Origin of the sequence: Pseudorhodoplanes sinuspersici (assembly GCF_002119765.1) — a bacterium.
GTDB classification, from domain to species: Bacteria; Pseudomonadota; Alphaproteobacteria; order Rhizobiales; family Xanthobacteraceae; genus Pseudorhodoplanes; species Pseudorhodoplanes sinuspersici.
In genome coordinates this window covers 1,309,604-1,336,207 of sequence record NZ_CP021112.1, presented here as the reverse complement: position 1 = coordinate 1,336,207, position 26,604 = coordinate 1,309,604, and the positions used below count along the sequence as shown (strand labels likewise).

General features: G+C 61.4%; 27 protein-coding genes. 11 read left to right on the top strand and 16 right to left on the bottom strand.

The window, feature by feature from the left end; translation table 11 throughout:
- Nucleotide 1: 1 nt before the first annotated feature.
- The 3 genes from CAK95_RS06590 (at nt 2) to mobA (ending at nt 2,046) form a co-directional block, all read left to right on the top strand.
- Nucleotides 2–328, top strand: coding sequence for a YbaB/EbfC family nucleoid-associated protein (locus CAK95_RS06590; RefSeq protein WP_086087193.1), 327 nt, complete (start codon nt 2–4; stop codon nt 326–328).
- Nucleotides 329–338: 10 nt separating this feature from the next.
- Nucleotides 339–1,226 carry a formate dehydrogenase accessory sulfurtransferase FdhD gene (locus CAK95_RS06585; RefSeq protein ID WP_086087192.1) on the top strand — a complete coding sequence of 296 codons (888 nt, stop codon included), beginning with the start codon at nt 339–341 and terminating at the stop codon, nt 1,224–1,226.
- A 178-nt stretch (nt 1,227–1,404) separates the two neighbouring features.
- Entirely contained in the window at nt 1,405–2,046 is a 642-nt protein-coding gene (gene mobA, locus CAK95_RS06580; RefSeq protein WP_086087191.1) for a molybdenum cofactor guanylyltransferase MobA, read from the top strand.
- 46 nt (nt 2,047–2,092) lie between these two features.
- Here mobA and CAK95_RS06575 read toward each other — a convergent pair whose 3' ends face one another.
- The 4 genes from CAK95_RS06575 to CAK95_RS29065 form a co-directional block, all read right to left on the bottom strand.
- Nucleotides 2,093–3,367 carry a molybdopterin molybdotransferase MoeA gene (locus CAK95_RS06575; RefSeq protein WP_086087190.1) on the bottom strand — a complete coding sequence of 425 codons (1,275 nt, stop codon included), beginning with the start codon at nt 3,365–3,367 and terminating at the stop codon, nt 2,093–2,095.
- Nucleotides 3,367–3,894, bottom strand: coding sequence for a molybdopterin-guanine dinucleotide biosynthesis protein B (gene mobB / locus CAK95_RS06570; protein ID WP_086091244.1), 528 nt, complete (start codon nt 3,892–3,894; stop codon nt 3,367–3,369). The genes CAK95_RS06575 and mobB overlap by 1 nt, the downstream gene beginning before the upstream one ends.
- Nucleotides 3,895–3,986: 92 nt before the next feature.
- Nucleotides 3,987–5,969, bottom strand: a complete 1,983-nt coding sequence (locus tag CAK95_RS06565; RefSeq protein WP_245303651.1) for a molybdopterin biosynthesis protein — start codon at nt 5,967–5,969, stop codon at nt 3,987–3,989.
- Complete coding sequence (locus tag CAK95_RS29065; protein WP_120265424.1) at nt 5,966–7,078, bottom strand: MoeA family protein; 1,113 nt, start codon at nt 7,076–7,078, stop codon at nt 5,966–5,968. The genes CAK95_RS06565 and CAK95_RS29065 overlap by 4 nt, the downstream gene beginning before the upstream one ends.
- A 95-nt stretch (nt 7,079–7,173) precedes the next feature.
- Between CAK95_RS29065 and CAK95_RS06550 the strand changes: the two genes are divergently transcribed.
- From CAK95_RS06550 to CAK95_RS06535, 4 genes are all read left to right on the top strand, one after another.
- A complete protein-coding gene (locus CAK95_RS06550; protein WP_425349674.1) occupies nt 7,174–7,404 on the top strand; it encodes a sulfurtransferase TusA family protein in 231 nt (76 codons plus the stop codon).
- Between the two features lie 96 nt (nt 7,405–7,500).
- Nucleotides 7,501–8,718 (top strand): CaiB/BaiF CoA transferase family protein, encoded by a 1,218-nt coding sequence (locus tag CAK95_RS06545; RefSeq protein WP_245303650.1) that lies wholly within the window; start codon nt 7,501–7,503, stop codon nt 8,716–8,718.
- Between the two features lie 71 nt (nt 8,719–8,789).
- A complete protein-coding gene (locus tag CAK95_RS06540) occupies nt 8,790–9,575 on the top strand; it encodes an enoyl-CoA hydratase (protein ID WP_086087187.1) in 786 nt (261 codons plus the stop codon).
- Between the two features lie 220 nt (nt 9,576–9,795).
- The gene (locus CAK95_RS06535) at nt 9,796–11,223 is read left to right on the top strand and encodes an NAD-dependent succinate-semialdehyde dehydrogenase (RefSeq protein ID WP_086087186.1); all 1,428 of its coding nucleotides are present in this window, start codon (nt 9,796–9,798) and stop codon (nt 11,221–11,223) included.
- Between the two features lie 194 nt (nt 11,224–11,417).
- Here the strand turns inward: CAK95_RS06535 and CAK95_RS06530 are convergent, their stop codons facing one another.
- Nucleotides 11,418–13,739, bottom strand: coding sequence for a xanthine dehydrogenase family protein molybdopterin-binding subunit (locus CAK95_RS06530; RefSeq protein WP_183044301.1), 2,322 nt, complete (start codon nt 13,737–13,739; stop codon nt 11,418–11,420).
- 272 nt (nt 13,740–14,011) lie between these two features.
- Here CAK95_RS06530 and CAK95_RS06525 point away from each other — a divergent pair, with 272 nt between their 5' ends.
- On the top strand, nt 14,012–14,977 hold the full coding sequence (locus CAK95_RS06525) for a S1C family serine protease (RefSeq protein ID WP_086087184.1): 966 nt from the start codon (nt 14,012–14,014) through the stop codon (nt 14,975–14,977).
- Between the two features lie 7 nt (nt 14,978–14,984).
- On the opposite strand, the gene CAK95_RS06520 is transcribed toward CAK95_RS06525, so the two are convergent.
- Complete coding sequence (locus CAK95_RS06520) at nt 14,985–15,812, bottom strand: DUF3108 domain-containing protein (RefSeq protein WP_086087183.1); 828 nt, start codon at nt 15,810–15,812, stop codon at nt 14,985–14,987.
- A gap of 12 nt (nt 15,813–15,824) precedes the next feature.
- Nucleotides 15,825–16,196 (bottom strand): DUF427 domain-containing protein, encoded by a 372-nt coding sequence (locus CAK95_RS06515; RefSeq protein ID WP_086087182.1) that lies wholly within the window; start codon nt 16,194–16,196, stop codon nt 15,825–15,827.
- Nucleotides 16,197–16,335: 139 nt separating this feature from the next.
- Here CAK95_RS06515 and CAK95_RS06510 point away from each other — a divergent pair, with 139 nt between their 5' ends.
- The gene (locus CAK95_RS06510) at nt 16,336–16,539 is read left to right on the top strand and encodes a hypothetical protein (protein ID WP_086087181.1); all 204 of its coding nucleotides are present in this window, start codon (nt 16,336–16,338) and stop codon (nt 16,537–16,539) included.
- A gap of 9 nt (nt 16,540–16,548) precedes the next feature.
- Here the strand turns inward: CAK95_RS06510 and CAK95_RS30160 are convergent, their stop codons facing one another.
- The 5 genes from CAK95_RS30160 to CAK95_RS06490 form a co-directional block, all read right to left on the bottom strand.
- Nucleotides 16,549–16,674, bottom strand: a complete 126-nt coding sequence (locus CAK95_RS30160; protein WP_280949849.1) for a hypothetical protein — start codon at nt 16,672–16,674, stop codon at nt 16,549–16,551.
- Nucleotides 16,675–16,707: 33 nt separating this feature from the next.
- Complete coding sequence (locus CAK95_RS06505) at nt 16,708–17,727, bottom strand: LLM class flavin-dependent oxidoreductase (protein ID WP_086087180.1); 1,020 nt, start codon at nt 17,725–17,727, stop codon at nt 16,708–16,710.
- Nucleotides 17,728–17,860: 133 nt separating this feature from the next.
- Nucleotides 17,861–20,665, bottom strand: a complete 2,805-nt coding sequence (locus tag CAK95_RS06500) for a cation-transporting P-type ATPase (RefSeq protein WP_086087179.1) — start codon at nt 20,663–20,665, stop codon at nt 17,861–17,863.
- 77 nt (nt 20,666–20,742) lie between these two features.
- Nucleotides 20,743–21,819 carry an NAD(P)-dependent alcohol dehydrogenase gene (locus tag CAK95_RS06495; RefSeq protein ID WP_086087178.1) on the bottom strand — a complete coding sequence of 359 codons (1,077 nt, stop codon included), beginning with the start codon at nt 21,817–21,819 and terminating at the stop codon, nt 20,743–20,745.
- A 3-nt stretch (nt 21,820–21,822) separates the two neighbouring features.
- A complete protein-coding gene (locus CAK95_RS06490; RefSeq protein ID WP_086087177.1) occupies nt 21,823–22,023 on the bottom strand; it encodes a helix-turn-helix domain-containing protein in 201 nt (66 codons plus the stop codon).
- 64 nt (nt 22,024–22,087) lie between these two features.
- Between CAK95_RS06490 and CAK95_RS06485 the strand changes: the two genes are divergently transcribed.
- Both CAK95_RS06485 and CAK95_RS06480 read left to right on the top strand, forming a co-directional pair.
- On the top strand, nt 22,088–23,074 hold the full coding sequence (locus CAK95_RS06485) for a universal stress protein (protein ID WP_245303649.1): 987 nt from the start codon (nt 22,088–22,090) through the stop codon (nt 23,072–23,074).
- Between the two features lie 31 nt (nt 23,075–23,105).
- Nucleotides 23,106–24,452, top strand: a complete 1,347-nt coding sequence (locus CAK95_RS06480) for a sodium-dependent transporter (RefSeq protein WP_086087176.1) — start codon at nt 23,106–23,108, stop codon at nt 24,450–24,452.
- Here the strand turns inward: CAK95_RS06480 and CAK95_RS06475 are convergent.
- From CAK95_RS06475 to CAK95_RS06460, 4 genes are all read right to left on the bottom strand, one after another.
- Nucleotides 24,446–25,279, bottom strand: coding sequence for a universal stress protein (locus CAK95_RS06475; protein WP_086087175.1), 834 nt, complete (start codon nt 25,277–25,279; stop codon nt 24,446–24,448). The two genes, CAK95_RS06480 and CAK95_RS06475, sit on opposite strands and share 7 nt — an antisense overlap.
- A gap of 159 nt (nt 25,280–25,438) precedes the next feature.
- Nucleotides 25,439–25,843 carry a Na+/H+ antiporter subunit G gene (locus CAK95_RS06470; protein ID WP_086087174.1) on the bottom strand — a complete coding sequence of 135 codons (405 nt, stop codon included), beginning with the start codon at nt 25,841–25,843 and terminating at the stop codon, nt 25,439–25,441.
- A 5-nt stretch (nt 25,844–25,848) separates the two neighbouring features.
- On the bottom strand, nt 25,849–26,118 hold the full coding sequence (locus CAK95_RS06465; protein ID WP_086087173.1) for a K+/H+ antiporter subunit F: 270 nt from the start codon (nt 26,116–26,118) through the stop codon (nt 25,849–25,851).
- Entirely contained in the window at nt 26,115–26,603 is a 489-nt protein-coding gene (locus CAK95_RS06460) for a Na+/H+ antiporter subunit E (protein ID WP_086087172.1), read from the bottom strand. The genes CAK95_RS06465 and CAK95_RS06460 overlap by 4 nt, the downstream gene beginning before the upstream one ends.
- Nucleotide 26,604 lies beyond the last annotated feature (1 nt).

Below are 26,604 nucleotides of genomic sequence, written 5' to 3'. Positions count from 1 at the left end.
CATGGTCGATTTCATGGGCATGATGAAGAAGGCCACCGAGCTGCAATCGAAAATGCAGGCGATGCAGGCCGAACTCGAAGCCGTCGAGGTCGAAGGCGTCTCCGGCGGTGGTGTCGTGAAAGTGACGCTGTCCGGCAAGGGCGATCTGAAAGCCGTGAAGATCGACGATACGCTGATGAAGCCGGAAGAGAAGGAAATCCTGGAAGACCTTCTGGTCACGGCGCATGCCGACGCCCGCAAGAAATCCGAAAGCGTGATGGCCGAGAAGATGAAGGGGCTGACCGGCGGATTGCCGCTGCCGCCGGGATTGAAACTTCCGTTCGGATAAAGACGGTTGGATGACCGCGAAAAAAGACGACGATTATCTGATCAAGCCCGATCCGTACGATCCGCGGCTGACCGAGCGTGTGCGCGGCATTGACCAGACTGGCGCCGAGATCGAGACCGTTGTCACGGTCGAGCGCGCGCTGACGATCTTTCTGAATTCGCAGGAGATCGTGACCGCGATGACCATCGCCGATCATCCCGATTATCTCGCCATCGGCTATCTGCTCAATCAGGGCATGCTGCAGCCGGATGATATCGTCACCGAGGTCGATTACGACGAGGAATTGTCGGTCGTCGTGGTGCGCACGGAGAGGCAGACCGATTACGAAGAGAAACTGAAGAAGAAAGTGCAGACCTCCGGCTGCGCGCAGGGCACCGTGTTCGGCGATCTGATGGAAGCGCTGGAGGGCGTGACGCTGCCGCAGACGCAATTCCGTACGTCATGGCTTTATGCGCTGACCAACAAGATCAATACGACGCCATCGCTTTATCTCGAAGCCGGCGCGATCCATGGCTGCGTGCTGGCGCATGAGGACAGGCCGCTGGTTTATATGGAAGACGTCGGCCGCCATAACGCCGTCGACAAGATCGCCGGCTGGATGTTTCGTGAAAAGGTGCCGGCAGGCGACAAGATTTTCTATACGACTGGCCGTCTCACGTCGGAGATGGTGATCAAGACCGTGCGCATGGGCATTCCGATCCTTGTGTCGCGTTCCGGCTTTACGGCGTGGGGTGTGGATCTGGCACGGAAGGCCAATCTGACGCTGATTGGCCGCGCCCGTGGCAAGCGCTTCACAGCGCTCGCGGGTCTCGACCGCATCGTGTTCGATCAGGACCTCAGCTATGTCGAGGAAGAGAGTTCCAAGCATCGGCGCAAGGCAGCGATGCATGATGATTGATGTGCTGCGAATTCTCTTTACTTCACCTCCCCCTGGAGGGGGGAGGTCGACGCGCCATAAGCAACGCGGCATGGCGCGTCGGGAGGGGGTGAACTTTAGCGGTGCAAGTCACCCCACCCCGGCGCGCATTCGCTACGCTCAAGCGCTCCGACCCTCCCCCTCCAGGGGAGGGTGAAGAATGCGCGTGGCAAAGTCAGTGGCCCCCACTCTCGGCCTCGTTCTCGCTGGCGGGCTCGCGCGCCGGATGGGCGGCGGTGACAAGGCGCTGATCGAAATCGGCGGTCGCGCCATCCTCGATCGCGTGCTCGAGACGCTGACGCCGCAATGCGATGGCATCATCCTCAATGCCAATGGCGATCCGCAACGTTTCGCAAGGTTCGGTCTTCCCGTCGTCTCGGACGATATCCCCGATTTCGCAGGGCCGCTCGCCGGCATTCTCGCAGGACTCGACTGGCTCGCCGTGCATCGCCCCGATGTCGAATGGATGGTGAGCGTGCCGGGCGATTGTCCATTTCTGCCGATTGATCTCGTGCAGCGCCTGCATGCCGTGCGCGAACAGGAGGGCACGAAACTCGCCTGCGCACGTTCGGGCGACTGGCGGCATCCGGTGGTCGGATTGTGGAACGTCGCGCTGCGTGACGACCTACGTCACGCGCTGGTGGACGAAGACCTGCACAAGATCGAAGTCTGGACCGCGCGGCATGGCGTCGCCATTGCCGAATGGCCGGACACGCCGTTCGATCCCTTCTTCAACGTGAATACGCCGGAGGATCGCGCCCGCGCGAACGAGATCGCGCGCGAGCTTCAGGTTTTTGGCTGACGCGTTTTCTTCACGCGAACCGGGACTCGCTTCGCTGGAAAACGCTTTAGCCGGTCAAAACCGCGTAGGGCAGGAAGCCGACGATATCGCCCTGTGCGATGTCGGTTGTATCTTCACCGAGTTCGACAAGGCCGTCGGTTTCCGTCAGCGATGTGATGACGCCGGCGCCGTCCTGTTTGTACTTGCTCGCCTCGATCACGCCGTCATCGGCGCGCGTCAACGCCACGCGCACATATTCTCTCCGGCCCTTCTTCTTGCGATAGGGAAAAGCCGCGCGCACCGGCAATGCCACCAGAGGCGCTGTAACCGCGCCGGACAGCCGCATAATCAGCGGACGCACCACGCGAACGAACGTGATGAAAGCCGCGACCGGATTGCCGGGCAATCCGACGAATGCGGCATTCGCATCCGCCCGTTTGCCGGAGATAACACCCATCGCCACCGGCCGTCCCGGCTTGATGGCGACGCGCCAGAACACAAGCTTGCCGACCGCCTCGACCGCATTGCGGACATGATCCGCTTCGCCGGTGGAGACGCCGCCGGAGGTCAGAACGAGATCGTGGCCATCCGCTGCGGCTTTCAGCGCGTCACCGAGCTGGGCCGGATCGTCGGGCAGAATGCCGAGATCGGTCGTCTCCGCGCCGAGGCTGTTGATCAGTCCGGCCAGAAGCGCGCGATTGGCATCGTAGAGCGTCGCTGTGCGCAGCGGCGTGCCGGGCTCGACGAGTTCATCGCCGGTCGAGAACAGCGCGACGCGAATGCGCCGCCGCACCGTCAGTTCGGTTAAACCCATCGCCGAGGCGAGCGCAATGTCGGCAAAGGACAGAATGCGGCCGGCCGGCAGCACCACAGAACCGAGGCGCACATCTTCGCCGGCCAGGCGGCGATTGGCGCCGCGTTTCAGGCCCGGCGGAACGATCACCACGCCATCTTCGGTCTGCACGTCCTCCTGCATGAAGACGGTGTCGGCGTTCTTCGGCATCGGCGCGCCGGTGAAGATGCGGATCGCCTGGCCGGGCGCAAGCGGCTGCGCGGCTGCGCGCCCGGCGGTGATGCGTTCGGCGATGGCCAGCCGCGTGTCCGATTGCGGATCGAGATCGGCATGGCGCACGGCGTAGCCGTCGACCGCCGAGTTATCGAACGGCGGCAGATTGATCGGTGCGGCAATGTCTTTCGCCAGTGTGCGGCCACGGGCTTTTGCAAGCGGAATGGTCTCGGTTTCCGCAACGGGAGATACACGCTCACCGATGATGCGTTCGAGGTCGCCGACGGGAAGCAGCGGTCCGGAAAACGCAAAGCAATCGTCGGTGAGTTGCGCCATCAGATCGCGTCCGCGTGGGTTTTCACTTCACTGATGGGAATGGCCTTTGCCAAAAGAAGATCGGCGATGCCGTCGATATTGTTGAGATCGACGACCGGCACCTTGGCGTCGGGCAGCGGCGTATCGGACGCAATCGCGACGATCCAGCGATCATCGGGATGCAGTAACGGCTTGCCGTTCTCGGCTCGATAAATTTCAAGCTTCGGAAACGGCTCGCGCTTAAAGCCTTCGACCAGAACCAGATCGACATTGGAGAGCTTGGCCAGCAGTTGCGGCAGTTCCGGCTCTGGCGCGCCGCGCAATTCGTGCATCAAGGCCCAGCGATTGCCGGACACGACCAGCACTTCCGTCGCGCCTGCGGAGCGATGTTCGAACGAATCCTTGCCAGGCCGGTCGACATCAAACGCATGATGCGCATGCTTGAGCGTGGACACGCGTTTGCCGCGGGCAGTGAGCCGCGGGATGACCTTTGTCAGCAACGTGGTTTTGCCGGAACCGCTCCAGCCAGCGAGGCCAATAATGCGCATGCGAGACTGTTTACCGTAAAAACGACGAATGGCGGAATGCCAGATCGTCTGATCGCCAATTTGAAATGCGGCCATAGGTCCGCCAGGGAAAGCTAATCATTGGCGGGGCGCATACCAAGCGCGCGGATGCGTTGTCGCACTTTGTCGTCCTGCAGCGCTTGGAGGAAGGCGCGAACGGCGGGACGATCCTTGCGGCTGTCTACGATGAGGAAATCGTATTCCTCCGGTGCGACCGGCAGGAAGGAGAGGCCATACATGCGCGCCACCGGCTCGATCGCAAAGCCCCAATCGGCCCGCGCCTGGGCGATCGCCGCGGCAACGGCATTGTGCGATTTCGGCTGGTTGGCATAGCCGGGCGGGCGAGCGCCTTTGAGCTTCTGGTCGATCAGGATGCGGGTGCCGGAGCCGGCATTGCGGTTGACCATCAGGCAATAGTGATCGGCTAAAGCCGCCGCGATGGCCTGATCGGCGCTCTTGCCTTCAAAGCGCGGGTCGCCGGCGCGATAGAGAAAGCCCTGCGAGCGCTGCCAGCCCTTCACTAGTGACAGCCCGTCCTGCACGAGATGCGTGTTGTAGGCCCCGCTCTGCGGATCGACGAGATGAACGGGCGCGATGTCGCATTCGCCACGCTGCGCTGCGACGGCACCGCCAAGGCTGCCGACCGCGATGGTGCGCGCGGTGAAGCCGCGCTCGGCCAATGCGCCGACGACGACATCCAGCGCCACATCATGGCTGCCCATGATGACGACGTCGGGCGCGCGAGCCGCGGCGCCGATCAAGGTGACTTCGGTTGTCGTATTGGCGTCGAGTGCGCTGGCGAGGGCATCGATCTCGATGAAGCCGTCCGCTTGCGAGAAGGTGGTGACCGAGCCCGATCCTTTGGGCGAGGGGAATGCGATCATGCCGTCGGAACCTTCCACCAGAGCGACGAGCGCGAACTCCTTGCGGCCCAGTTCGGAAGGAACGCGTGTCGGCACACGCACGGTGAGCGTCTTCGGGTTTTCGGGCGGGAGACCAGCGAGCGCGCGAATGACAGGTGCGACGAAGGCATGAAACGTGAAGATGGCCGATGTTGGAAAGCCGGGCAGCACGACAACCGGTTTGCCGTCGGCGACGGCAAGGCAAAGCGGCTTTCCGGGCTTCAGCGCGACGCCGTGTACAAGGATGCCGGGCTGGCCGAGCGTCGAGACGATGCGATGTGAAAGATCGCCCGCGCCTTTCGACGTGCCGCCCGACAGGATCAGCATGTCGGCGTCCGCTAGTGCCTTGCGCATGGCATCGCCGAGCAACGTCTCGTCGTCGGGAAATGCGCCATAGGCCTCCGGCTCGCCGCCGGCTTCGGTGACGGCGGCGGCGATGATCGCGCCATTGCTGTCATAGATCCTGGCAGGGCCGAGGTCTTCGCCGGGTTGCACCAGCTCATCGCCGGTCGAGAGCACCGCGACCTTTGGCTTTCGCACCACATCGATGGTGGCGATGCCGCAAGCGGCGAGCATGCCGATCTCGCGCGAACCGAGCAGAGTGCCCTTGCGCAGCAAGGTTTCGCCGCGCGCAATGTCAGAGCCGGCATAGGCGATGAATTGTCCGGGCGCGACGGAGCGCCGGATTTCAACGGACGGCGTTTCGGAATCGTCGAGCAACTCGGTATGCTCGATCATGATCACGGCATCGGCACCGCGCGGCACGACTCCGCCTGTTGCAATCGCCGTTGCTGTGACCGGCGACACTTCGATGAGCGGCGCATGACCGCAGGCGATCACTTCGCGGTTGAGGCGAAGCCGCAGCGGCGTTGCGTCGCTCGCGCCAGTGGTGTCGCTCGCGCGCAAGGCAAATCCGTCGACACCCGAGCGGTCGAAGGGCGGCACATCGAGCGGCGCCAGCACATCGGCTGCGAGCACGCGGCCAAGCGCGTTCGACAAGGCGATGCTTTGCGTGCCGCGTGGCGACAGGTCGAGATGGCGCCCGAAACGCCGTTTCGCTTCGTCAGCCGACACGACTTCGAGAAACTGCTCCTGCCGCGCAGCGCGGCGCACCGCATCGATGAGCGCCTCTTCAGGCTTCGGCAATTGAGTCACGGCAGCGGCCTCACCGGAACAATGGTGCCGGCCGGATAACCTTCGCTGTCCGCTGGCACCAGTACCCATCCATCGGCTTGCAATAACATTTGCAGCGGCAGCATGCCGGATGCGAGCGGCGTGATTGTGTCGCCGTCGCGGCGGACAGGAACGACTTCGGCAAGACCGATGGTGGAGGTTATCTTTCGCGACAGTTTTGCGGAAAAGACGAATTCATTTGTGACGCAGCCGCTGAGTTTCACAATCAGCGGCTGCACCAGCGTCAACCAGCAGGCAAGCGCTGAATCGATGCGGCCGGGAACGAGCAACACCGGCCGTTTCTCCACATGACCGAAAGCGGCCGTTTCTCCCGGCGATATTCCGATGCCGTGACACGCCAATGTGCCCGCGTGCGACAATGCCGTGATGGCGCGATCGTTGCATCCACTGCCGGTGCCGCCGACGCCGATCAACGCGTCAATGCCGGTGTCGCGCAAGCCGGCATCGAGATCGTCAGCCAGCGTCACATCGGCGCCGGCTGATCTTGCAGCGCTCGTGAAGAAATCGCCGATCGATTGCAAAATTGCATCGTCGCGTCTTGCAAGCACGATGCGAATGCGCGGCTTGCGGATGCTGACTTGCATCAAGCCGAGCGCCGCGAACGAGGCGATGTCAATCGCGCGCAAAGGCTTTCCCGCCTTGCGCAGGACGGCGCCACCTTCGGCATCGCCGCCGGGTGGCATCACGCCTTCACCCGGTCCAACCGGTGCGACGATCTGCATCAGGCCGCCAATGACCGTGACAGCGTCGATCGGAGCGACGGCGTCGGTTCCGGGCGGCATCGGTGCGAAGGCATCGATGCGCCGGGTCGATGGCGGCAACATCATCGGCGCATAGGGCCCGGCGTCGCGCGTGGCATCGGCATCCACGGCCCAGCCATCGCGTGCCGCCAAGGCTGTCGCTGGTTGTGCCTTTGCCGCGATCGCATCTGTAGCGAGCACATGACCCAGCGCCTGCGCAACCGGCACCTCCCGCGCAGCTACCGGAGCGATCCGGCTCAGCAAGGCCAACACATCGGCCAGCGGTGCCAGCCGGGCAATCCTTTGGGTGGCGGCGATGTCCGCGTTCATGCTTGCGTTTCTGACGAAGCATCCATACTGGGTCAAGCGACTGAAATATTGCCGGTTTCCGAATTGGACGGGCGAGCCGTCGATAGAGCGGGCCTATGACCATGACCGAAAAAGTCATCAATCTGCGTGGCCTCAAATGCCCGCTCCCGGCGCTCCGTACCCGCAAGATCCTGCGCGGCATGGCGGCGGGCGAGGTGATCCTGGTCGAATGCACCGACCCGCTGGCCTCGATCGATATTCCGAACCTGATCAACCAAACCGGCGATGCGCTGGAAGCGGCCGAGCGGGCAGACGATGTTCTGACCTTCAGGATCCGGAAGGTTTGACCTGCAAATCCGGAGCAAAGCGCGAGTTGAATTTGCCGCGCCGTTCGGGGATTGTCTGCCGCTAGCCGGCTGCTTCCAACACCGCAGGAAATACCATTGCCCGACAAATCCAGTATTTCGCCCAATATTCCGCGTGCGTCGACGGCGCTGCAAAATCTGACTGTCCTTGATTTGTCCCGGGTCCGTGCCGGCCCGACTTGCGCCCGGCAATTCGCCGACTGGGGCGCCAACGTGATCAAGATCGAGGCGCCGGAGCGGCTGGAGGGTGGCGATCCGATCGGCGGCCCGCGTCATGCCGGGGATTTCCAGAATCTGCACCGGAACAAGCGCAGCATCACACTGGACCTGAAGAGCGAGCAGGGCCGCGCGACCCTGCTGCGCCTCGCCGAAAAAGCCGACATCCTGATCGAGAATTTCCGCCCCGATGTGAAACGGCGGCTGAAGATCGATTATCCGGACCTGAAGGCCGTCAATCCGCGTATCGTTTATGCCAGCATCTCGGCCTATGGTCAGACCGGGCCTTACGAGACATGGCCAGGCTTCGACCAGATTGCGCAGGGCATGGGCGGGCTGATGTCCGTGACCGGCTTGCCGGGACAGGGGCCAGTGCGCGCGGGCGCTGCGGTCGCCGACATGGCGGCGGGCCTGTTCGCGGCGCTCGGCATCATGGTGGCTTTGCTGGAGCGCGAGCGGTCGGGCGAAGGACAATATGTCGAGGCCTCGCTGCTGGCGGCCCAGATCTTCATGCTGGATTTCCAGGCGGCGCGCTGGCTGATCGACAAGGTGGTGCCGGGGCAGGCGGGCAACAATCATCCGACCAGCATTCCGACCGGCGTGTACAAAACCAAGGACGGACAGATCAATATCGCGACCACGGGTTCGCCGACTTGGACACGCTTCTGCAAGGCGATCGGGGCCGAGCATTTCCTCGACAATCCGAATTACGCCAGCAATGCGCTGCGGGTGCAGAACCGCGACGCGATGAATGCCGACATCGAGAGCGTTCTCGCCAGCAACACCAGTGCCTACTGGATCGAGCAACTGAACGCACAGGGCGTCGCCGCGGGACCGATCTACGCCATCGACGAGATGTTCGCCGACCCGCAGGTGAAGCATATCGGTGTTGCGACTGCTATGAAGACGCCGGATCGCGGGACGCTGCAGGTGGTCCGGCAGCCGGTGTCGCTGTCGCGCACGCCGAGCAAGGTGGTGATGCATTCGCCTGAGCGCGGCGAGCATACCGATGAGGTGTTGGCGGAGTTCGGGTTTAGCGCCGGCGAGATTGAAGAGCTGAAGAAGGCCGGCGCGACGTAACTCCATGAGTCGCGTTCGTCCCCGCTTTTGCGGAACGAACGGAAAACGAAGCGATAAAGGACTGAGAAAAAATGACCGACAAGATGCTCTCGCGCAAGGAAGGCGGGGTCGGCTACGTGATCTTCAACAATCCGGAACGGCACAATGCGGTGTCTCTGGAAATGTGGGCGGCGACGCGCGCCATTCTCGACGATTTCCGTAGCGACGACTCGGTGCGCGTGGTGGTGCTCACCGGCGCCGGTGGCAAGGCCTTCGTGTCGGGCGCAGACATTTCCAAATTCGGCAATGAGCGCAGCACGGCCGAAGGTGTCGCGAAATACAACGCGACCACAGAGCAGGCCTTCTCTGGCGTACACGATTTTCCGAAGCCGACGATTGCGATGATCCGCGGCTATTGCATCGGCGGCGGCATGGCGCTCGCCACCTGCTGCGATATGCGCATCTGCACGCCGGGATCGAAATTCGGCATTCCGGCGGCGAAGCTCGGCCTCGGTTACGATTACAAGGGCGTGAAGCGGCTGATCAATGTGGTCGGGCCATCCTTCGCCAAGGAGATTTTCTTCACCGCGCGGCAATTCGACGCTGAGGAAGCGCGGATGATGGGCTTCGTCAATCGCGTGGTGCCGGACGCCGACCTCGAGAGCTATGTGAAGAATTACGCCGAGATCATCGCCGGCAACGCGCCGCTGACCGTCGGTTCGATCAAGCTGATCGTGGGGGAAGCGATGAAGGACGAAGCGCAGCGCGACATGAAGGCGGCAACCGCCAGCGTGCAGCGCTGTTTCGACAGCAAGGATTACATTGAGGGTCGCACCGCCTTCATGGAAAAGCGAAAGCCCGCTTTTACCGGGCAGTAGCAGTTTTGAGTTCCTGCAATTTCACTTTGTGAAAGGCGTTCACCACTGTGCGGTGGTGACGCCGCGGCAAAGCTGCTAAGACGCGTCCGCGCCCTGATCCGCCGTTGCGTGATGCCGCCCCGGTGTCTTGTTAACGTGCGGCCATTGAGTTTTCGGGGGCGGCGATATGCGCCGTGCTCCTCAATCACAGATCAAAACCGAAAATCGTCGAGGAAAGTCCATGTACACCGACCTGCAGCTCTACATCGATGGCGAATGGCTGAACGGCGCGAGCCGCAAGGGCGAAGAGGTGCTCAACCCTGCCACCGGGAAGTCGCTGGGAACTTTGCCGCATGCCACAAAGGCCGATCTCGATCGCGCATTGGACGCCGCCGACAAGGGCTTTGCGGTATGGCGCGCAACGTCCGCTTATGATCGCGCCAAGGTGCTGCGCAAGGCGGCCGATCTCGTGCGCGAGCGTGCCGAGCACATCGCCCGCGTGATGGTGCAGGAGCAGGGCAAGCCGCTCGCCGAAGCGCGCGGCGAAGTCATCACCACCGCCGACATCATCGACTGGATGGCGGAAGAAGGTCGCCGGGCCTATGGCCGCATTGTTCCCGGCCGCGGCAAGAATGTGCGCCAGTTGGTGACGCAGGAACCGGTCGGCGTTGTCGCGGCTTTCACGCCGTGGAATTTCCCGACGTTGACGCCGGTGCGCAAGATCGCCGGTGCGTTGGCCGCCGGCTGCTCGCTCATCCTGAAAGCGGCAGAAGAAACGCCGGGCGCCTGCGTCGAGCTGGTGAAGTGCTTCGACGATGCCGGTGTGCCGAAGGGCGTGCTCAATCTCGTGTTCGGTGTGCCATCGGACGTGTCCGAACATCTGATCGGCTCGGATATCGTCAGGAAGATCTCCTTCACCGGCTCGATCCCGGTCGGCAAGCATCTTGCGGGCCTTGCTGCCAAGGGTATGAAGCGCGCGACCATGGAGCTCGGTGGGCATTCGCCGGTGGTCGTATTCGGCGATGCCGATCCGGAAAAGACTGCCGACACGATCGCGGCGTTCAAATTCCGTAATGCGGGTCAGGTCTGTATCTCGCCGACGCGCTTCTACGTGCAGGACGGTGTCTATGACCGCTTCCTGTCGCGCTTCACCGAATTTGCGAACAACATCAAGCTCGGCGATGGCCTGGAGCAGGGCACGACGATGGGACCGCTCGCCAATCCGCGCCGGCTCGATGCGATGGAAGCGATCGTGCAGGACACCAAGAGCCGCGGCGGCAAGATCGTCACCGGCGGCAAGCGACATGGCAATCAGGGCAATTTCTTCGAGCCGACGGTCATCACCGATGTGCCGGACGATTCCAAGATCATGACCGATGAACCGTTCGGGCCGGTGGCGCCGATCGTGCGGTTCAAGACCTTCGATGAAGTGGTCGAGCGCGCGAACTCGCTGCCCTATGGCCTCGCCTCCTATGCCTTCACCACCAATACACAGACCGCGACGATGATCGGCGATGCGCTTCAGTCCGGTATGGTCGGTGTGAATTCGGTCGCGATTTCGACGCCGGAAACCCCGTTCGGCGGCATCAAGGAATCCGGCTACGGCCAGGAAGGCGGCATCGAGGGGCTTGAAGGTTACACCAACCGCAAGTTCATCTCGCAGGGGTAAGCCGCGATATCTTTCTTACCCTCCCCCTTGTGGGGAGGGTCGACTGACGAGCGTAGCGAAGGCAGGCGGGGTGGGGGTGGTAGCGAGACGCAAATTTCCACCCCCACCCCGCTCGCACGCAGCCAAGTATACGCAGGCTGCGTAAACTTGCCTGCGATGCTCGCGACCCTCCCCACAAGGGGAGGGTGAAGACTTCATTCCGCCTGCTGCATCTCCTGACAGGCCCGCCAGACTTTCTCGATGGTCGCGGGCATGTCCATATGCGCGGCCGTCGGCACCGCATCGGCAATCGCATTCATGATCGCGGCGAGCGAAGCGGTGGTGCCGGCTTCGCCGACACCCTTCACACCGAGCGGATTGGTCGTCGCCGGCACCGGATGGGCGTCGTCGCGCAGCAGCGACGGTATGTGATGCGCGCGCGGCATCGCGTAATCCATGAACGAACCAGTCACGAGCTGACCGCTCGATGAGTCATAGACGGCGTTTTCAAGAAGCGCCTGGCCGATGCCTTGTGCCAACCCGCCCTGCACCTGGCCATGCACGAGTTTGTGGTTGAGCATGACGCCGCAATCGTCGACCGCGTAATACGCCACGACCGCAAGTTCGCCGGTCTCCGGTTCGATCTCGACTTCAGCGATGTGGCAACCGTTCGGGAAGGTCTGCGGCGTATCGACATCGAGCTTGGTGTCGAGCGTGTCTGTGACCTCGCCCTTGTCCTTCAGCTCGACAGCCTTGGCGGCAAGATCGAACAAGCCGATCTGGCGATCGGTACCGATCACGGTGAAGGCGCCGCTGGCATAGGCGATGTCTTTCTCGTCGGCTTCGAGCACATGTGCGGCGAGGGTCTTGCCCTTTTCGATCATGGCTTCGATGGTGCGCACCACGGCGGTGCCGGCGGTGATGGTGGAACGCGAAGCGACCGACGGGGAGCCCTTGATGTCGAGATCGCTGTCGCCGGACTTGTGCTTCACATGCACGACATCGATGCCGAGCTTCTCGGCCACAAGCCGCGGATAAACCGTGGCGTGACCCTGGCCGGTATTGCCGACATTCAGGTTGACCATCAGCGTGTCCTTGCCGGGGAAGGTCAGGTAAGCGCCTTCGTTGGGCACGCCGCCGGAATGTTCGAGGAAGCAGGACAGGCCAAGTCCGCGCAGCTTTCCGTTCGCTTCGGATTCGCTGCGGCGCTTGTCGAAATTGTCGAAATCGGCGAGCGTCAGCGCCTTGTCGAAAATCTCCGGAAATTCGCCGCTGTCGAAGGTCGTGCCGATCGCCGTCTTGTAGGGCATCGCGGACGCCGGAATGAGATTACGCCGGCGCAGCGTCACGCGATCGATGCCGGTGACGCGTGCGGCTTCATCGACAAGACGTTCGATGACATAATTGGCTTCGGGACGGCCGGCGCCGCGATAGGGGCCGGTCGGCAGCGTATTGGTGTAAACGCACTGCACGCCGATATCGAGCTTGGGAATATCATACACGGCCGGAAAACAGCGCGCGTAGTTGTTGGTCGCAAGCTGGATGCCGGCCGAGGCAACATAGGCGCCGAGATTTTGCACCTGCCGCGCGCGCAGCGCGAGAAATTTTCCGTTCTCGTCGAGCGCCAGTTCGCCGACCGTGACATTGTCGCGTGCCTGATTGTCGCTGTTGAAGGCTTCCGAGCGGTTCGCCATCCAGTGAATCTTGCGACCGAATATCTTCGCCGCGGCCAGCAGCGTTGGATATTCGGGATAGGCGCCGCTCTTCAAACCGAATGCACCGCCGACATCTTCTGTAATGACGCGCAGCGCGCTTCTGTCGATGCCCATGATCGCGGCGAGCATGTCGCGCATCGGACCTGCGCCCTGCGAGCAGACGCGCAGGGTGTAACGCTCGGTTTTGGCATCGTAGCCCGCGGTGCCGCCGCGCATTTCCATCGGCGCCATCACCATACGCTGATGCGTTACCGTCACGCGCGCGACATGTGCAGCCGTCTGGAGAATCTGCTCGATCGCGTCGACATTCGCGGGATCGTCAACAGGTCCGGGCCAATCGAGCGCGAGATTGTTCGGAATGGTGTCGAAGAGCTGCGGCGCATCCGGCTGCAGCGCGGCGCGCGCATCGATCACCGATGGCAATTCTTCATAATCCACCATCACCTGTTCAGCAGCATCGAGCGCCGCTGTGAGGGTATCGGCCACCACCATCGCCACCGCCTCGCCGACATGCATGACCTTGTGCTGCGCCAAAGGCGGGCGATGTGAGAATGCGATCTTGGCGCCGCCACGACCAGGGATCGGCGGATGGCGCGTCACCGTGCCGATGCCAGGAAGGTCGGCGGCCGTGAGCACGCCGATGACGCCCGGCATTTTTGCCGCCTCGTCCGTGGCAATGGAAACAATCCGGGCATGGGCATGGGGCGAGCGCACAAAGACGGCGTGCCCGACGCCCTGCTTTTCGACATCGTCGACAAACTTGCCGCGGCCGCGGATGAGGGCGTCATCCTCGACGCGGGGATCATTGTGATGGTCTGGCACGTTTCTTCCGGCGGTTGTTGATTCGTGGTGTCGGTTGATCCGCTCCGCGGAGAAGCTGCGGAGCGAAGGGGGAGTCTTGTTACAGGGCTGGTTTTCCACCGCAAGGGCGCGTTCCCTTGGCCGCCGAGCTGCCATGCAGGGAAGAGACCGGCTTATCAGGTGTTTCACGGGTTAAGTGCACCAGGGAGCACACTGGCATCTGCGGTCTTCCCACCCACATGAGGCCGGTGACCGTCCGGTGACAGACGGGCATAAAAGGAGAAACTGCGGCAATGCCATCGACCAGCGACTGGAAAATATCCTCGTCTGTTCAGCCCCGACCTGAAGATTATTCCTACGATCTCGACCGTGCCTTGCAGTCCGTGGTGGGGCTGCGCGCCACAATGCCGGCGGACGCATTTACCGCCGAGACGCTGGGAACAGAGAGAGCCGGCCATGGGGTGGTGATCCGCGACGATGGGCTGATCCTAACCATCGGCTATCTGATCACCGAGGCCGACCAGATCTGGATCCATCTTGCCGATGGCCGTGCTGTGCCGGGCCACGCGCTGGCCTATGACCAGGCCTCCGGCTTTGGATTGGTGCAGGCGCTTGCCCGGATCGACCTGCCGGCCTTGCCGCTTGGTTCCTCCGGGCTGATCAAGCTCGACGACAAGGTCGTGATCGGCGGCGCGGGCGGCCGTAAGCGTTCGGTCGCAGCCAAGGTGGTCGGCAAGCAGGAATTCGCCGGCTATTGGGAATACGTGCTGGACGAAGCGATCTTCACCTCGCCGGCGCACCCGAACTGGGGCGGTACGGCGCTGATCGGGCCGGGGGGCGATCTGGTCGGCATCGGGTCGTTGCAGCTCGAATCCGGTAGCGGCAAGGACATCAACATGGTCGTGCCGATCGATCTGTTGAAGCCTGTTCTGGACGATCTGCTGACGCATGGCCGTCCGACGGGGCCGGTTCGTCCGTGGCTCGGGTTCTATGTGGCCGATGCGGATGACCGGCTGGTGGTGATGGGTCTCGCCAACAAGGGGCCTGCGCAGCGTGCCAAAATCGAGAGCGGCGACGCCGTACTCGCCGTCGATGGCGTGAGCGTGGAGGGTCTCGCCGATCTGTTCAGGAAAATCTGGGCGATGGGACCGGCCGGTGTCGAAGTGCCGATGACTCTCGTCCGCGATGGGCAGACATTCGAAGTTGCGGTCAAGTCGAGCGATCGCAACGTGCTGTTGAAGACGCCGCGCCTGCACTGAATACAGCTTACAGTCTGCCTGATGCCAGCCCTGTCGCGGTCTCGAATTGATCGGCACGCAACAGCATGGTGCCGATCCCGCTCGCAATCGAAAGCCGCACCGGCGCGAGCACACGCGTGCCGGAAACCGGCACGAACCAGATTTCGATATCGCGTCCTTCGATCAGGAAGGTGAGCAGCGGGCTTGAGGCGCGGTGCCCGGCGATCGGCGTGAATTTAACGGCGCAGACAAGCGCCGGGCCCGTATAGCCTTTCTCGGGCATCGCCTTGTCGTTGCGGCGAAAGGACAAGGCGAGATCGAAACGCCTGCGTCCATCGAAGATCGAGAGTTTGCGCTCGCAGCCTGTTGCCGCAACCGGATCGCCGGAAGGGGCGGGAATGAGCAAAGCGGTCAGCGGATCGGCGATATCCTGTTTGTGCGCATCGGTGACGGGAATGCGATCCATATCCGGATCGGTTTCGTCGATCTTCAGATCGCGCACGCGTCCGGCATCGACCAGCATCGTCACGCCGGCCTTTTCCTTGTCGCGCGTGAAGGCCGATACGTAGCTCGAAGACTGTAGGCGGCCATCCTTCACAATGCCCTTGACCGATACCGTGCCTTCACCGCTGAGCAGCATGCTGAAGATGCCGCTCGCGCGTCCGACCGCATTGGCGCTGTATTCCGAAGCGCTGATCTGAGCCCGCCAGGTGAATTTACCGAGTGGGAAGCTGTTGACTGACAATGTGTAGCGCGCGTCGAATTGACCTTGTGCGTAAGCTGGCGATGCAATGCATGCCAGCGCGAGAATCAGGCTCGCAGGTCCGCAGCAGGTCCTTATCAGCGCCAGACGCATCGGACGTTATCTTCAGTCCTTCAATGGCAGCAGCGCAATGGAATCGACCCGTTGCGGATAAAAGGCAAGGTGCCCTTCAATTTCAGCGACCGCGGAGAAAGGTGCCTCGTAAGTCCAGATGGCATTGGCAGCCGTGTGGTCTCCGGCTTCGATGGTGTAGTAAGCCGCATCGCCCTTGTAGGGGCAATGGGTCGAGTGCTCCGTGCGGTTCAGCAGGCTCATATCGACGTCCTCCCGTGGGATGTAGTGGACGACCGGATAGGAGGCTTCCTTCAGGGCCAGGGCGCGGCGCGTGTCGGCGATGACCTGGCCGCCATGGGTGATCCGCACCCGGTGTTCGGCCGGCGTAATCGTGATTGGATGGCTGTTATCGGGAGTTTTCATCGGTTTCTGCCCGGGTTCCGCTGAGAATCGGCCGGTAAATAGGTGCTTTCCGCTGTTTTTGAATGCCCTCCGGCCAGTTTGAACCAGCCGCCGCCGCCCTGCGACTTATAGGCCACAGGCATTCAAAAGGGTGGCAGCAATGCAGCTCAACAGCTTCCAAATCTCGCAATTGAGGGCACTTCTCGCCGGAGAGCGCCCGCTGGCGCAGTTCTGCGACTGCACCGAGGGCGAATTCTTGTGCCGCAGCGGCCTCGTCCGCGCCCTGCCGCCAAAGACCGGCATTCGAGCCTTGGTGACGATTACCGAGCGCGGCCGCCTAGAACTGGCGCGCCTTGCGGCTTGAGCCGCCGAGTCAGCGACGGCGGCGAACGAGGATCATCGCAATCGCGCCAATGGCGATACCGACAATCAGCGCCAGAATCGCAAGACTCGCGATCTGATTTGTGATCGCCTGTTCGACCAGTGGTCCAAAGTTCATGCCTGTACGCCCTCATGGCAGGATTGAACGCGATCAGCGCCAGCCGAGTGCAGGCGCGACGGTCGTCAGGATCGCCTCGATGACATGCGCGTTGTAGTCGACGCCGAGCTGATTGGGCACGGTGAGGAGCAGCGTGTCGGCCTCGGCGATGGCCTCGTCTTCCGCCAGCTGCTTGATGAGGACATCCGGCTCGGCGGCGTAGCTGCGGCCGAAGATGGCGCGCTCGGTTTCGCTCAGGAAGCCGATGTGGTCCTCGCTCTGATCGCGTCCAAAATACATGCGATCGCGATCGTCAACCAATGCGAAGATGCTGCGGCTCACCGACACGCGCGGTTCGCGCGCATGCCCTGCTTCTTTCCACGCCGCACGGAATAGCCGGATCTGCTCCGCTTGCTGGATGTGAAACGGTTTTCCGCTTTCGTCGATCTTCAGTGTTGAGCTTTGAAGATTCATGCCGAGCTTTGCCGCCCACTGCGCGGTGGCGTTGGTGGCGGCGCCCCACCAGATCCGGTCGCGCAAGCCCTCCGAATGTGGCTCGACACGCAGCAAGCCGGGCGGGTTTGGAAACATCGGTCGTGGATTCGGCTTGGCAAAGCCTTTGCCTTGCAGCACATCGAGAAACACCTCGGTGTGACGCCTTGCCATGTCGGCATCGCTTTGGCCCTCCGGCGGCTGATAGCCGAAATAGCGCCAGCCATCGATGACCTGTTCTGGTGAGCCGCGGCTGATGCCGAGCTGCAAGCGTCCGCCGGCAATGAGGTCGGCCGCGCCAGCGTCTTCGGCCATATACAGCGGATTCTCGTATCGCATGTCGATAACCGCCGTTCCGATCTCGATGCGGCCGGTCTTCGCGCCGACCGCCGCCAGTAGCGGAAACGGCGAGGCGAGCTGGCGGGCGAAGTGATGCACACGGAAATATGCGCCGTCTGCACCCAGCTCTTCCGCCGCAACAGCCAGATCGATGGATTGCAAGAGCGCGTCGGACGCGGATCGTGTCTGCGAGTGGGGCGAGGGTGTCCAGTGCCCGAATGACAGGAAGCCGATTTTTTTCATGAGGGATGCTGCGTAAAGGGATAAGCTGGGCCGGTTATGCTTTCAATGAACGGATATGTTTCTTAAGTCCACCCGCTCCTGGCACGGTCGGTCCAAGGCCGTCATTGACGAAATGCGCGGCATTCTTCGCTGGTTATCGATTAGCCACCCTGTGTTTCGTTGTCTTCGTTGGGCTTTCTGAGCGCTGCATAACCCAAGCGGCAATGCGTTTTTCAGTTTCGACGATCATCAGAAGAGCGACGCCGACCGCAACGATCGCCAGCCCGTCGGTAAGGCTGACCGGGCTGCTGCCGAAGAGCGCCTGCATCGGCGGCAGATAGGTGAAGGCGAACTGCGCGACGACGACGGTCGCGACACCGATGAGAACGGCGCGCGTGCCAAGGATGCCCTGCCAGGTGAGGGACGTGCCATGAACATAGCGCACACTGAAGAGATAGAAGATCTCCATGACCACCAGTGTGTTGACAGCCATCGTGCGGGCGGTTTCGAGCGACAGGCCGCGTTCCGTCGCCCAGTTGTAGATACCGAAAGTGCCGGCGACCATCAGGGCGGAGACGAACAGGATGCGCCATAGCAGACGGCCCGACAGGATTCTCTGGTTAGCGGGGCGTGCAGGGCGGCGCATGGCGCCTGGTTCGGTCGGCTCGAACGCCAGGGTCAGACCAAGGGCAACCGCTGTAATCATGTTGATCCAGAGAATTTGTATGGGCGTCACCGGCAAGGTGAGGCCGAACAGAATGGCGAGGATGATGGTGAAGGCCTCGCCGCCATTGGTCGGCAGTGTCCAGGCGATCACCTTGGTGAGATTGTCGTAGACAGTCCGCCCCTCGCGGACGGCTGCAACGATCGACGCGAAATTATCGTCGGCGAGCACCATATCGCTCGCTTCCTTGGCGGCCTCGGTGCCCTTGCCGCCCATGGCAACGCCGACGTCGGCGCGCTTCAATGCAGGGGCGTCATTCACGCCGTCTCCCGTCATGGCGATGACCGAGCCATCAGCCTGAAGAGTTTCCACCAGCCGCAGTTTGTGCTCGGGGCTGGTACGAGCAAAGACAGTCGATTCCCGCGCGAGCTTTTGGAAGGCTGTCTCCTCAAGGGCGTCAAGTTCATGACCCGTAACGGCCTTCGGATCATCGGCGATACCGAGCTGAACGGCGATGGCGCGGGCGGTCTTGGCGTGGTCGCCTGTGATCATCTTGACCCGGATGCCGGCCGCCTTGCATTCGGCGATCGCTGCAATGGCTTCTGGACGCGGCGGGTCGATCAGGCCCGCCAGACCGAGCAGGGTGAGGCCGTGTTCGACATCGTGCGGCGCGACTTCGCAAATGCAGTCGTTCATTGTGCGGCGCGCGAGCGCGATGACGCGCTGGCCGTTCGCGGCGAGCTGATCGACCTTCCTGTGCCAGGACTCCGCGTCGAGAGGGCGTTCGCCGTCGAGGGACGCCACCCGGGCGCACATCGCGAGGATACGTTCAGGAGCGCCTTTGATGTATACGACCGGCGGCCGGCCATCGCGGGCGTGGAGCGTTGCCATGTAGCGGTGGCGCGAGTCGAACGGTATTTCGTCGAGACGGACGAAGCGGTTCCGCGCCGCAGCGGTGTCATGGCCGGCCTTCTCGGCCAGGGAGAGCAGTGCGCCTTCCATCGGATCGCCGTCGACGGTCCAGATCGCAGCAGATTGCCGGAGCTGTGCGTCGTTACACAACAGAGCGGCGAGCGACAGCTCTTCCAATATAGGCTCGGCGGCCGCATCGAGTAACTCGCCGGCATCGGTGCGGAAGCCGCCTTTGGGCCGATAACCGGCGCCCTCGACCGCGATCACTTGATCGGCGGTGACCACGGCCGTGACCATCATTTCATTGCGGGTCAGCGTACCGGTCTTGTCTGAACAGATCACGGACACCGAGCCCAGGGTCTCCACAGCCGGTAGCCGCCGGATGATGGCATTGCGGCGTGCCATGCGCTGGACCCCGACGGCGAGGGTGATGGTCATCACCGCCGGCAAACCTTCCGGAATCGCCGCGACCGCGAGCCCGACGACGACCATAAAAGCGTCGTCAAGCTGATAAGCCTGCACAAGCACGGCATAACCGAAGACGAGAATCGACACACCGAGCACGGCAATGGTGATCTGCCGGGCGAATTGGTCCATCTGTCGGACCAGCGGCGTCGCGAGTCGTTCTACCGCGCTGATCATCGAACTGATGCGGCCCAGTTCGGTGGCGGCGCCTGTTGCTACGACTGTTCCGGTCCCCTGGCCGGCGGTGACGAAGGTGCCGGAGAATGCCATTGGAAACCGGTCGCCCAGAGCGGCGTCTGCGTTGACCGCTTGCACAGTCTTGTCCACGGGGACGGATTCGCCGGTGAGAATGGCCTCGTCGATTTGGAGGTTACGTGCCTTGACGAGCCGCAGGTCGGCCGGCACCCGGTCGCCGGCCTCAAGCAGCACGATGTCACCCGGGACGACCTCGTCAGCGGCGATCGTTATGCGATGGCCATCCCGGACAACGGAAGCATGTGGGTCGATCATCGACCGGATTGCCTCCAGCGCCTTTTCCGCACGGCCCTCCTGTACGAAGCCAATGATCGCGTTGGCGATTACGACCGCGAAGATGACCAGTGCGTCCGTTTCGTGGCCGATCGCAGCGGCGAGAACGCCAGCCGCCAGCAGCACATAAATCAGCAGATTATGGAACTGCTGCAGGAAACGCATGAGGGCGCTGCGATGAGCACCCTGAGGCAGGCGGTTCGGACCATAGATATCGAGACGGCGTGCTGCTTCGCTCTCGGAGAGACCGTCGACGCTCGTTCGAAGCGCGTCGAGAGCGGCATCAGCCGGAACGGCGTGCCATGCGACATCGTGCGAGGTCAGTGAGGCATTGACGTCGACAGGCCTGCTCGACGCGGACGGCTTAGAGGTTAATGTCGCGTTGTGCATGCCACCTGTCCGTCAAGGCGATTCATGTTGGGGTTTTCACCCACGTAATGCGGGTTGTTGCCCGGGCAAACCCTTTGTTATGGTGTGATCGCCACCTTGAGAACGCCTTCACGCTGGTTGGCGAACAGATCGTATGCTTCTTCGATCCGGTCGAGCTTGAAGCGGTGTGTCACAAGGGGGCGCGTATCGAGGCGGGCCGCCGCAATAACCTCCATCAGCCGCCGCATGCGCTCCTTCCCGCCCGGGCAGAGCGTGGTGACAATCGTGTTGTCGCCAAGCCCGGCATGGAAAGCTCCGAGCGGGATCTTCAGGTCGCCTGAATAGACACCCAATGAGGAGAGCGTTCCCCCCGGACGAAGAACCCGCAGCGCCGCCTCGAAAGTCTCCTGCCGTCCAAGCGCCTCGATAGCGACGTCGACGCCACGGCCACCGGTGAGGCGCATGATCTCTTCCACTGGATCGACCTTCGTGAAGTCAACGATATGGTCGGCACCCATCCGGCGCGCAATCTCCATCCGCGCCGGAACCGCGTCCACGCCGATGATTGTCGTTGCGCCCAGCAGCCGTGCACCGGCTGTCGCACACAGTCCGATCGGTCCCTGAGCGAAAACGGCGACGACGTCGCCGATTTTGATTCTGCCACTTTCTGCGCCGGAGAAGCCGGTCGACATAATGTCGGGGCACATCAACACCTGCTCGTCGGTGAGCGCGTCCGGAATGGGAGCGAGATTTGTCATGGCATCGGGCACCAGCAGATACTCGGCCTGCGCGCCATCGATGGTATTGCCGAATCGCCAGCCGCCCATCGGCTTGAAGCCGTGCTTTGTGCCTGCGCCGTCCTGAGAATAGCAGCCGCAGAGACAAGCGGCGCTATGGCCGCTTGGCGTGATCGCACCAGCGATGACGCGCTGACCTTCCCGGTAGCCCTGGACCGCCGAGCCGAGCTTTTCAATGATGCCGACGGGCTCATGACCGATGGTCAGGCCGCGCGCCACCGGATATTCGCCCTTCAGGATATGGATATCAGTGCCGCAGATCGTCGTGGTGGTGATGCGGATCAGCGCATCCAGAGGGCCGACGTCCGGGACCGGCTTTTCATCGAGAACAATGCGGTTGGGTTCGACGAAAATCGCTGCCTTCATCTTCTGGGCCATGAGTCACGTCTCCTTAGTATTGTCGGGCGGCCGGTTGGCATGCCGCCGCAGAAAGTCTTCGAGGTCCGCTGGCGCGATGCGCCATTCGCGTCCGACATCCACGGCGCGCAGGTCGTTATGCTTGATCCACGAGCGCACAGCCGCCTCGCCGACCTTGAGAAGATCGGCGATGTCTCTCACCGAGAGAAACTGCCGGCTTAGCACTTGGGTGCTCCCGAGTTTCGATCAACAAGTTTGAATGTATCTGAGCGGAGGCTGACACTGTTTGATGAAGATCAACGCAGGTTGTCGGCAAATGGTCCAGTTTGCAGGTCGTCAGGCCGTAATCTGTCGCCTTCGCCTCCGGCAATGGTTTTGCGAGAGAGCAGAAATGAAACGAATACTCGTCGCGACCGATTTCTCAACGCGTTCTGATCGTGCCTTGCGTCGGTCCATTCTGCTGGCTCGCCAGTATTCGGCCGATGTCACCATCATCCATGTAATCGACGACGACCAACCGTCCCGGTTGCTGAAAGCGGAGGAGCGGGAAGCGGCAGGCTTGCTTGACGATCTCGCCGTCACCGTCCGGGAAATCGATCGTGTGCGATGTGAGACGCGCCTGGTTCTTGGCGAACCATTTGAGGAGATTGCGGAGACGGCCGACGTCGTTCGTGCCGACGTCATTGTGATGGGACCTCACAGACGGCAAGCCTTGCGAGACGTCTTCATTGGCACCACGATCGAGCGGACGATCCGGCACAGTTTTCAACCCGTTATCATGGCGAACGCGGTTCCTGCAGGACGTTATGACCGCGTCCTTGTGGCGACAGATCTTTCGGCTTGTTCCGCCACTGCGATAACTAAGGCACGAGAACTCGGCATTCTCGATCATGCCAAAATCGCTGTGGTGCATGCACTCGACACTCCGGTACAGAGCATGACGTTCCGTTCGTCGATCCCGAAGGATCGGCTGAAGGAGTACTTTGCCGAGGAGGAAAAGCGAGCAGCAGCTGAGCTTACAGAGTTCCTGACAAAAGTTGGGTTGCAGCCAAGTCGCAGCATTGTTCAATGCATTGAGCTGTCAGCACCGGAAACGATCGGCGACTGTATCCGAGAACACAAGGCCGACCTTGTCGTGATCGGAACCCACGGTCGAACAGGGGCGGAAAAATTTTTCCTTGGAAGTGTGGCGGAGGAAATTCTGCGCAGATCGGAGATCGACGTTTTTGTCGTTCCGGCCTCTAGCACATCGGCACGCCTCAGCCAGCCTCAATAGGCCAGATCGTAACCCGGAGAGTTTTTGGAAAATGACGGTCGTTGTCGCCAGTTCTGAGAGCCGATGGACGTCGACTGCCGGGTTCGCCCTTGCGGCGCTGGGATCCGCCATCGGGCTGGGTAATATCTGGCGCTTCTCTTATATCGCTGGTGAGAATGGCGGGGGCGCATTCATTGTTGTTTACCTGTTGGCTGTGCTCGCTCTTGGCGTGCCACTGCTTATCGCCGAACTGGCCATCGGCAAGGCGACCGAAGGCAATGCCGTTACGGCCTTTGAGCGCATAACAGCCCGGATGCCTTGGAAATGGGCCGGATGGCTGGGGGCGGCGGCAAGTGTTGCCATCCTCAGTTACTATCCCGTCATCGCCGGGTGGGTGGGCAGCTATCTTTGGGCCTATGCGGGAGGAGATCAGACACTCCTTTTCGGACCAAATCTCGCAGCGAGTTTTGAAGCGCTCATTACCAATCCATTCCGTGTGCTGCTTTGGTCCGCGATTGTGATCGCTGCCGCCACCACAATCGTCGCAGCTGGCGTCGAGCGCGGAATAGAACTGGCCAGCAAGATCTTGATGCCGTTTTTCGCTATTCTGGTGATCGCTCTTGCAGGTTATGGACTCCAATTGCCTGGAGCAGGCCGAGCCATTCAGTTTCTGTTTGTACCGGACTGGAGCGCGCTTCTGGAGCCAAGAACCTACCTTGCTGCGACGGGTCAGGCGTTTTTCTCAATCGGTCTTGCAATGGGAATTCTTGTGACCTTTGGCGGCTACATGAAAGGGACCGAACGGCTGCCTCGGGCCGCGCTTGTCATCGTGGCTGGTGACACATGTATAGCGCTGCTCGCCGGAATCATGATTTTCCCGGTTGTCTTCTCATACGGGGTCGATCCGGCGGCCGGTCCGACGCTGGCTTTTGTTGTGCTGCCGGAGGTGTTTGCAGCGTTGCCGTCAGGACGCTGGATTGCGACGGCATTCTTCGGACTGCTTCTCATCGCAGCGTTAACGTCAATGATAGCGCTGCTCGAAGTGCCGGTTGCGATCTTGATGTCGAAGCTGGGTTGGCAGCGTCGACCTGCATCAGTTGTAGTCGCTGTTGTAATATTTTTACTCGGTATTCCTGCTGCGCTAAGTTACAGCGTTTTGCAGAGGACCTCGCCCAATACCGCACCGCTGCTCGATGCGATCGACCATTTCAGTTCGAATGTCATTCTGCCACTGAGTGGCGTTGCGATTTCAATGTTTGTTGGATGGGTGTGGCCGCGCTTCTGCGCCGGCAACGCGGCAGGCCTTACCACAATGTGGCTTCAGCGGTTATGGATCTGGTTGCTGCGTGCCGCCGTCCCGTCGATCATCGCTCTGATTATGATCCGCGGAATTCAATGATAAACGAAGAGAGGGCAAGGTGGGGTTTGTACGAGCGATTTCGTCGTTGAGCCGAACAAAAAGCTCTGCAAACCTCGCCGACCATAAGCACCCATAACGAGAGTGCCGATATTCCGATCGATAACCTGACTCCGCAAGACATCCGATGGATGAAGGTTCGATCCTATAGGGTGGGCCTCAGCCCGGTAATCGTGTGTCTGCAGATATTCGACAACATGATGCGCTTTTCGGGTGGCCAATGCGTGATCGGTATCGATCGATGTGACGTGAATGCGGCTCCCTCGCCACAGTCCGAGAAGAGCGAACAACTGCACGGCGCGCATGGCTGGAAGGCTGCCATCGTAAGCGATCAACACGTCTCTTTCGTTCACTCGTTCATCGGGGCAGAGGACGACCGGGCGCGGCGTCGCCAGCAATAGATTTGACAGCATCTCCGGCAACTCGTTGCGGGTGTCGCCGTGAAACGCAGTGTCATGCCCCGTCACGATAATATCGCGAGTCTCGGCGGCAAGGTGCAGGTGCTCTGCTGGATCGCCTTCGAACGAGAGCCAGGTGAAAGGCAGGTTCTGCTCCGTGCATTCTCGCTCGAATGTTTCGCGGATTCGTTGAAGTGTTTCATCAGCCTGTGTCTTGAGTTCTTGCTCAAGCTTGGCTTTGTAGGCCGCAGCACCGACCGCGCCTGGCATTGGTACTTTGATGTAACTCAGATCGATGCCAGCCAGGCCGGCCACTTCCGCTCCTGTTGCATGCGCGAGACGCAATGCATAATCCCTCGCAGTTGCGGAAGAAGGTGTTTCATCCAAAAGGACCAGGATGCGTTTCAGCATAATAGGGCATTCCTTTCGTGTTCAACTGATGCAGTCGCAGCCCTATTCGTTCGGGTTCTAGAGCCTTTCCGGCTTTGATGGAATCAAAGTCGGGGCTCTCGTTTTTGTTTGACGCGTTTTCTTCACGCGAACGGGTACCCAATTTCGCTCGAAAGCGCTTTAGGAGTTGTTCACACCGCTGCGAGGTGCGACGGCCTCATTGGATTCGGTCTGAGCGGTCAGAGTCGCCCAGCCGGAGCCGCCCGCATCCGGGGGTAATGTCTCCTTTACTCCCTGATTTCGGAAAATGTGTGCCTTTGCGACCATGTTGGCGCTCACGGGCGCAGTCAGAAACAGGAAAAGCGTGATCAGGATCTCGTGGATGCCGACCGACTGCTGGACCAAGGCGAAAAAGAGGATCGAGGCGATCAGCAAAGAGCCGATACCCAGAGTTGTCGCCTTGGTCGGACCGTGGAGGCGCCGCATCGTATCCGGCAGCTTGGCAAGCCCGAAGGATCCGACGAACAGGAATACACCACCAATGACGATGAAGACCGCGCTCGCCGTTTCGACTAATACCATCATCGCACTTACTCGATCACGTTGCCGCGCAGCAGGAACTTGCAGAACGCTACCGTCGAGACAAATCCGACCATGGCGAACAGGAGCGCGGCTTCGAAATATATCGTGGTCCCGAACACGATTCCTGCCAGGACAATGAGACCGATTGCATTGATCACCATCGTGTCGAGTGCCAGAATGCGGTCGGTCGCGTCCGGTCCCGCAATCAGCCGATAGATATTCAGCAGGAGCGATGCCGCGATTGCGGTCAGCGCGAAAGTGGAGGCGGCTGCGATCATACGAATATCCTCATCAGGCGGCGCTCGTAACGAGACTTGATGGTGGCCACGACGCCGTCAGGGTCGGACGTATCGAGGCAATGGACCAGCAGCGATCGTCCATCGGCACTGAGATCGGCACTCAAGGTCCCAGGCGTCATGGTGATCGTTCCCGCCAGCGTCGCGATCGCTTCCGGGCTTTCTAGGGCGATGGGGACGGTGACGAATTGCGATTTCAGGCTGTCCCCGCGGCGGAAAAGGACAAGATAGGCGACCTGCACATTGGAAACGACAATGTCCCAAAGAACGATGGCGAAATATTCGAGGATCGCCAGAGGGTTTCGGATATGCGGCCGCTCCGGCCAATAAGGGCTGATGAGCAGGGCGATGGCGAACCCGAGTAGCAATCCGAACACGATTGCGCCCCACGAAAAGTCGTTGAGCAGCAGCACCCATACCAGGGCGAGGATCGCTGTCAGCAGCGGATGGGGCAGCAATGCGCGCATA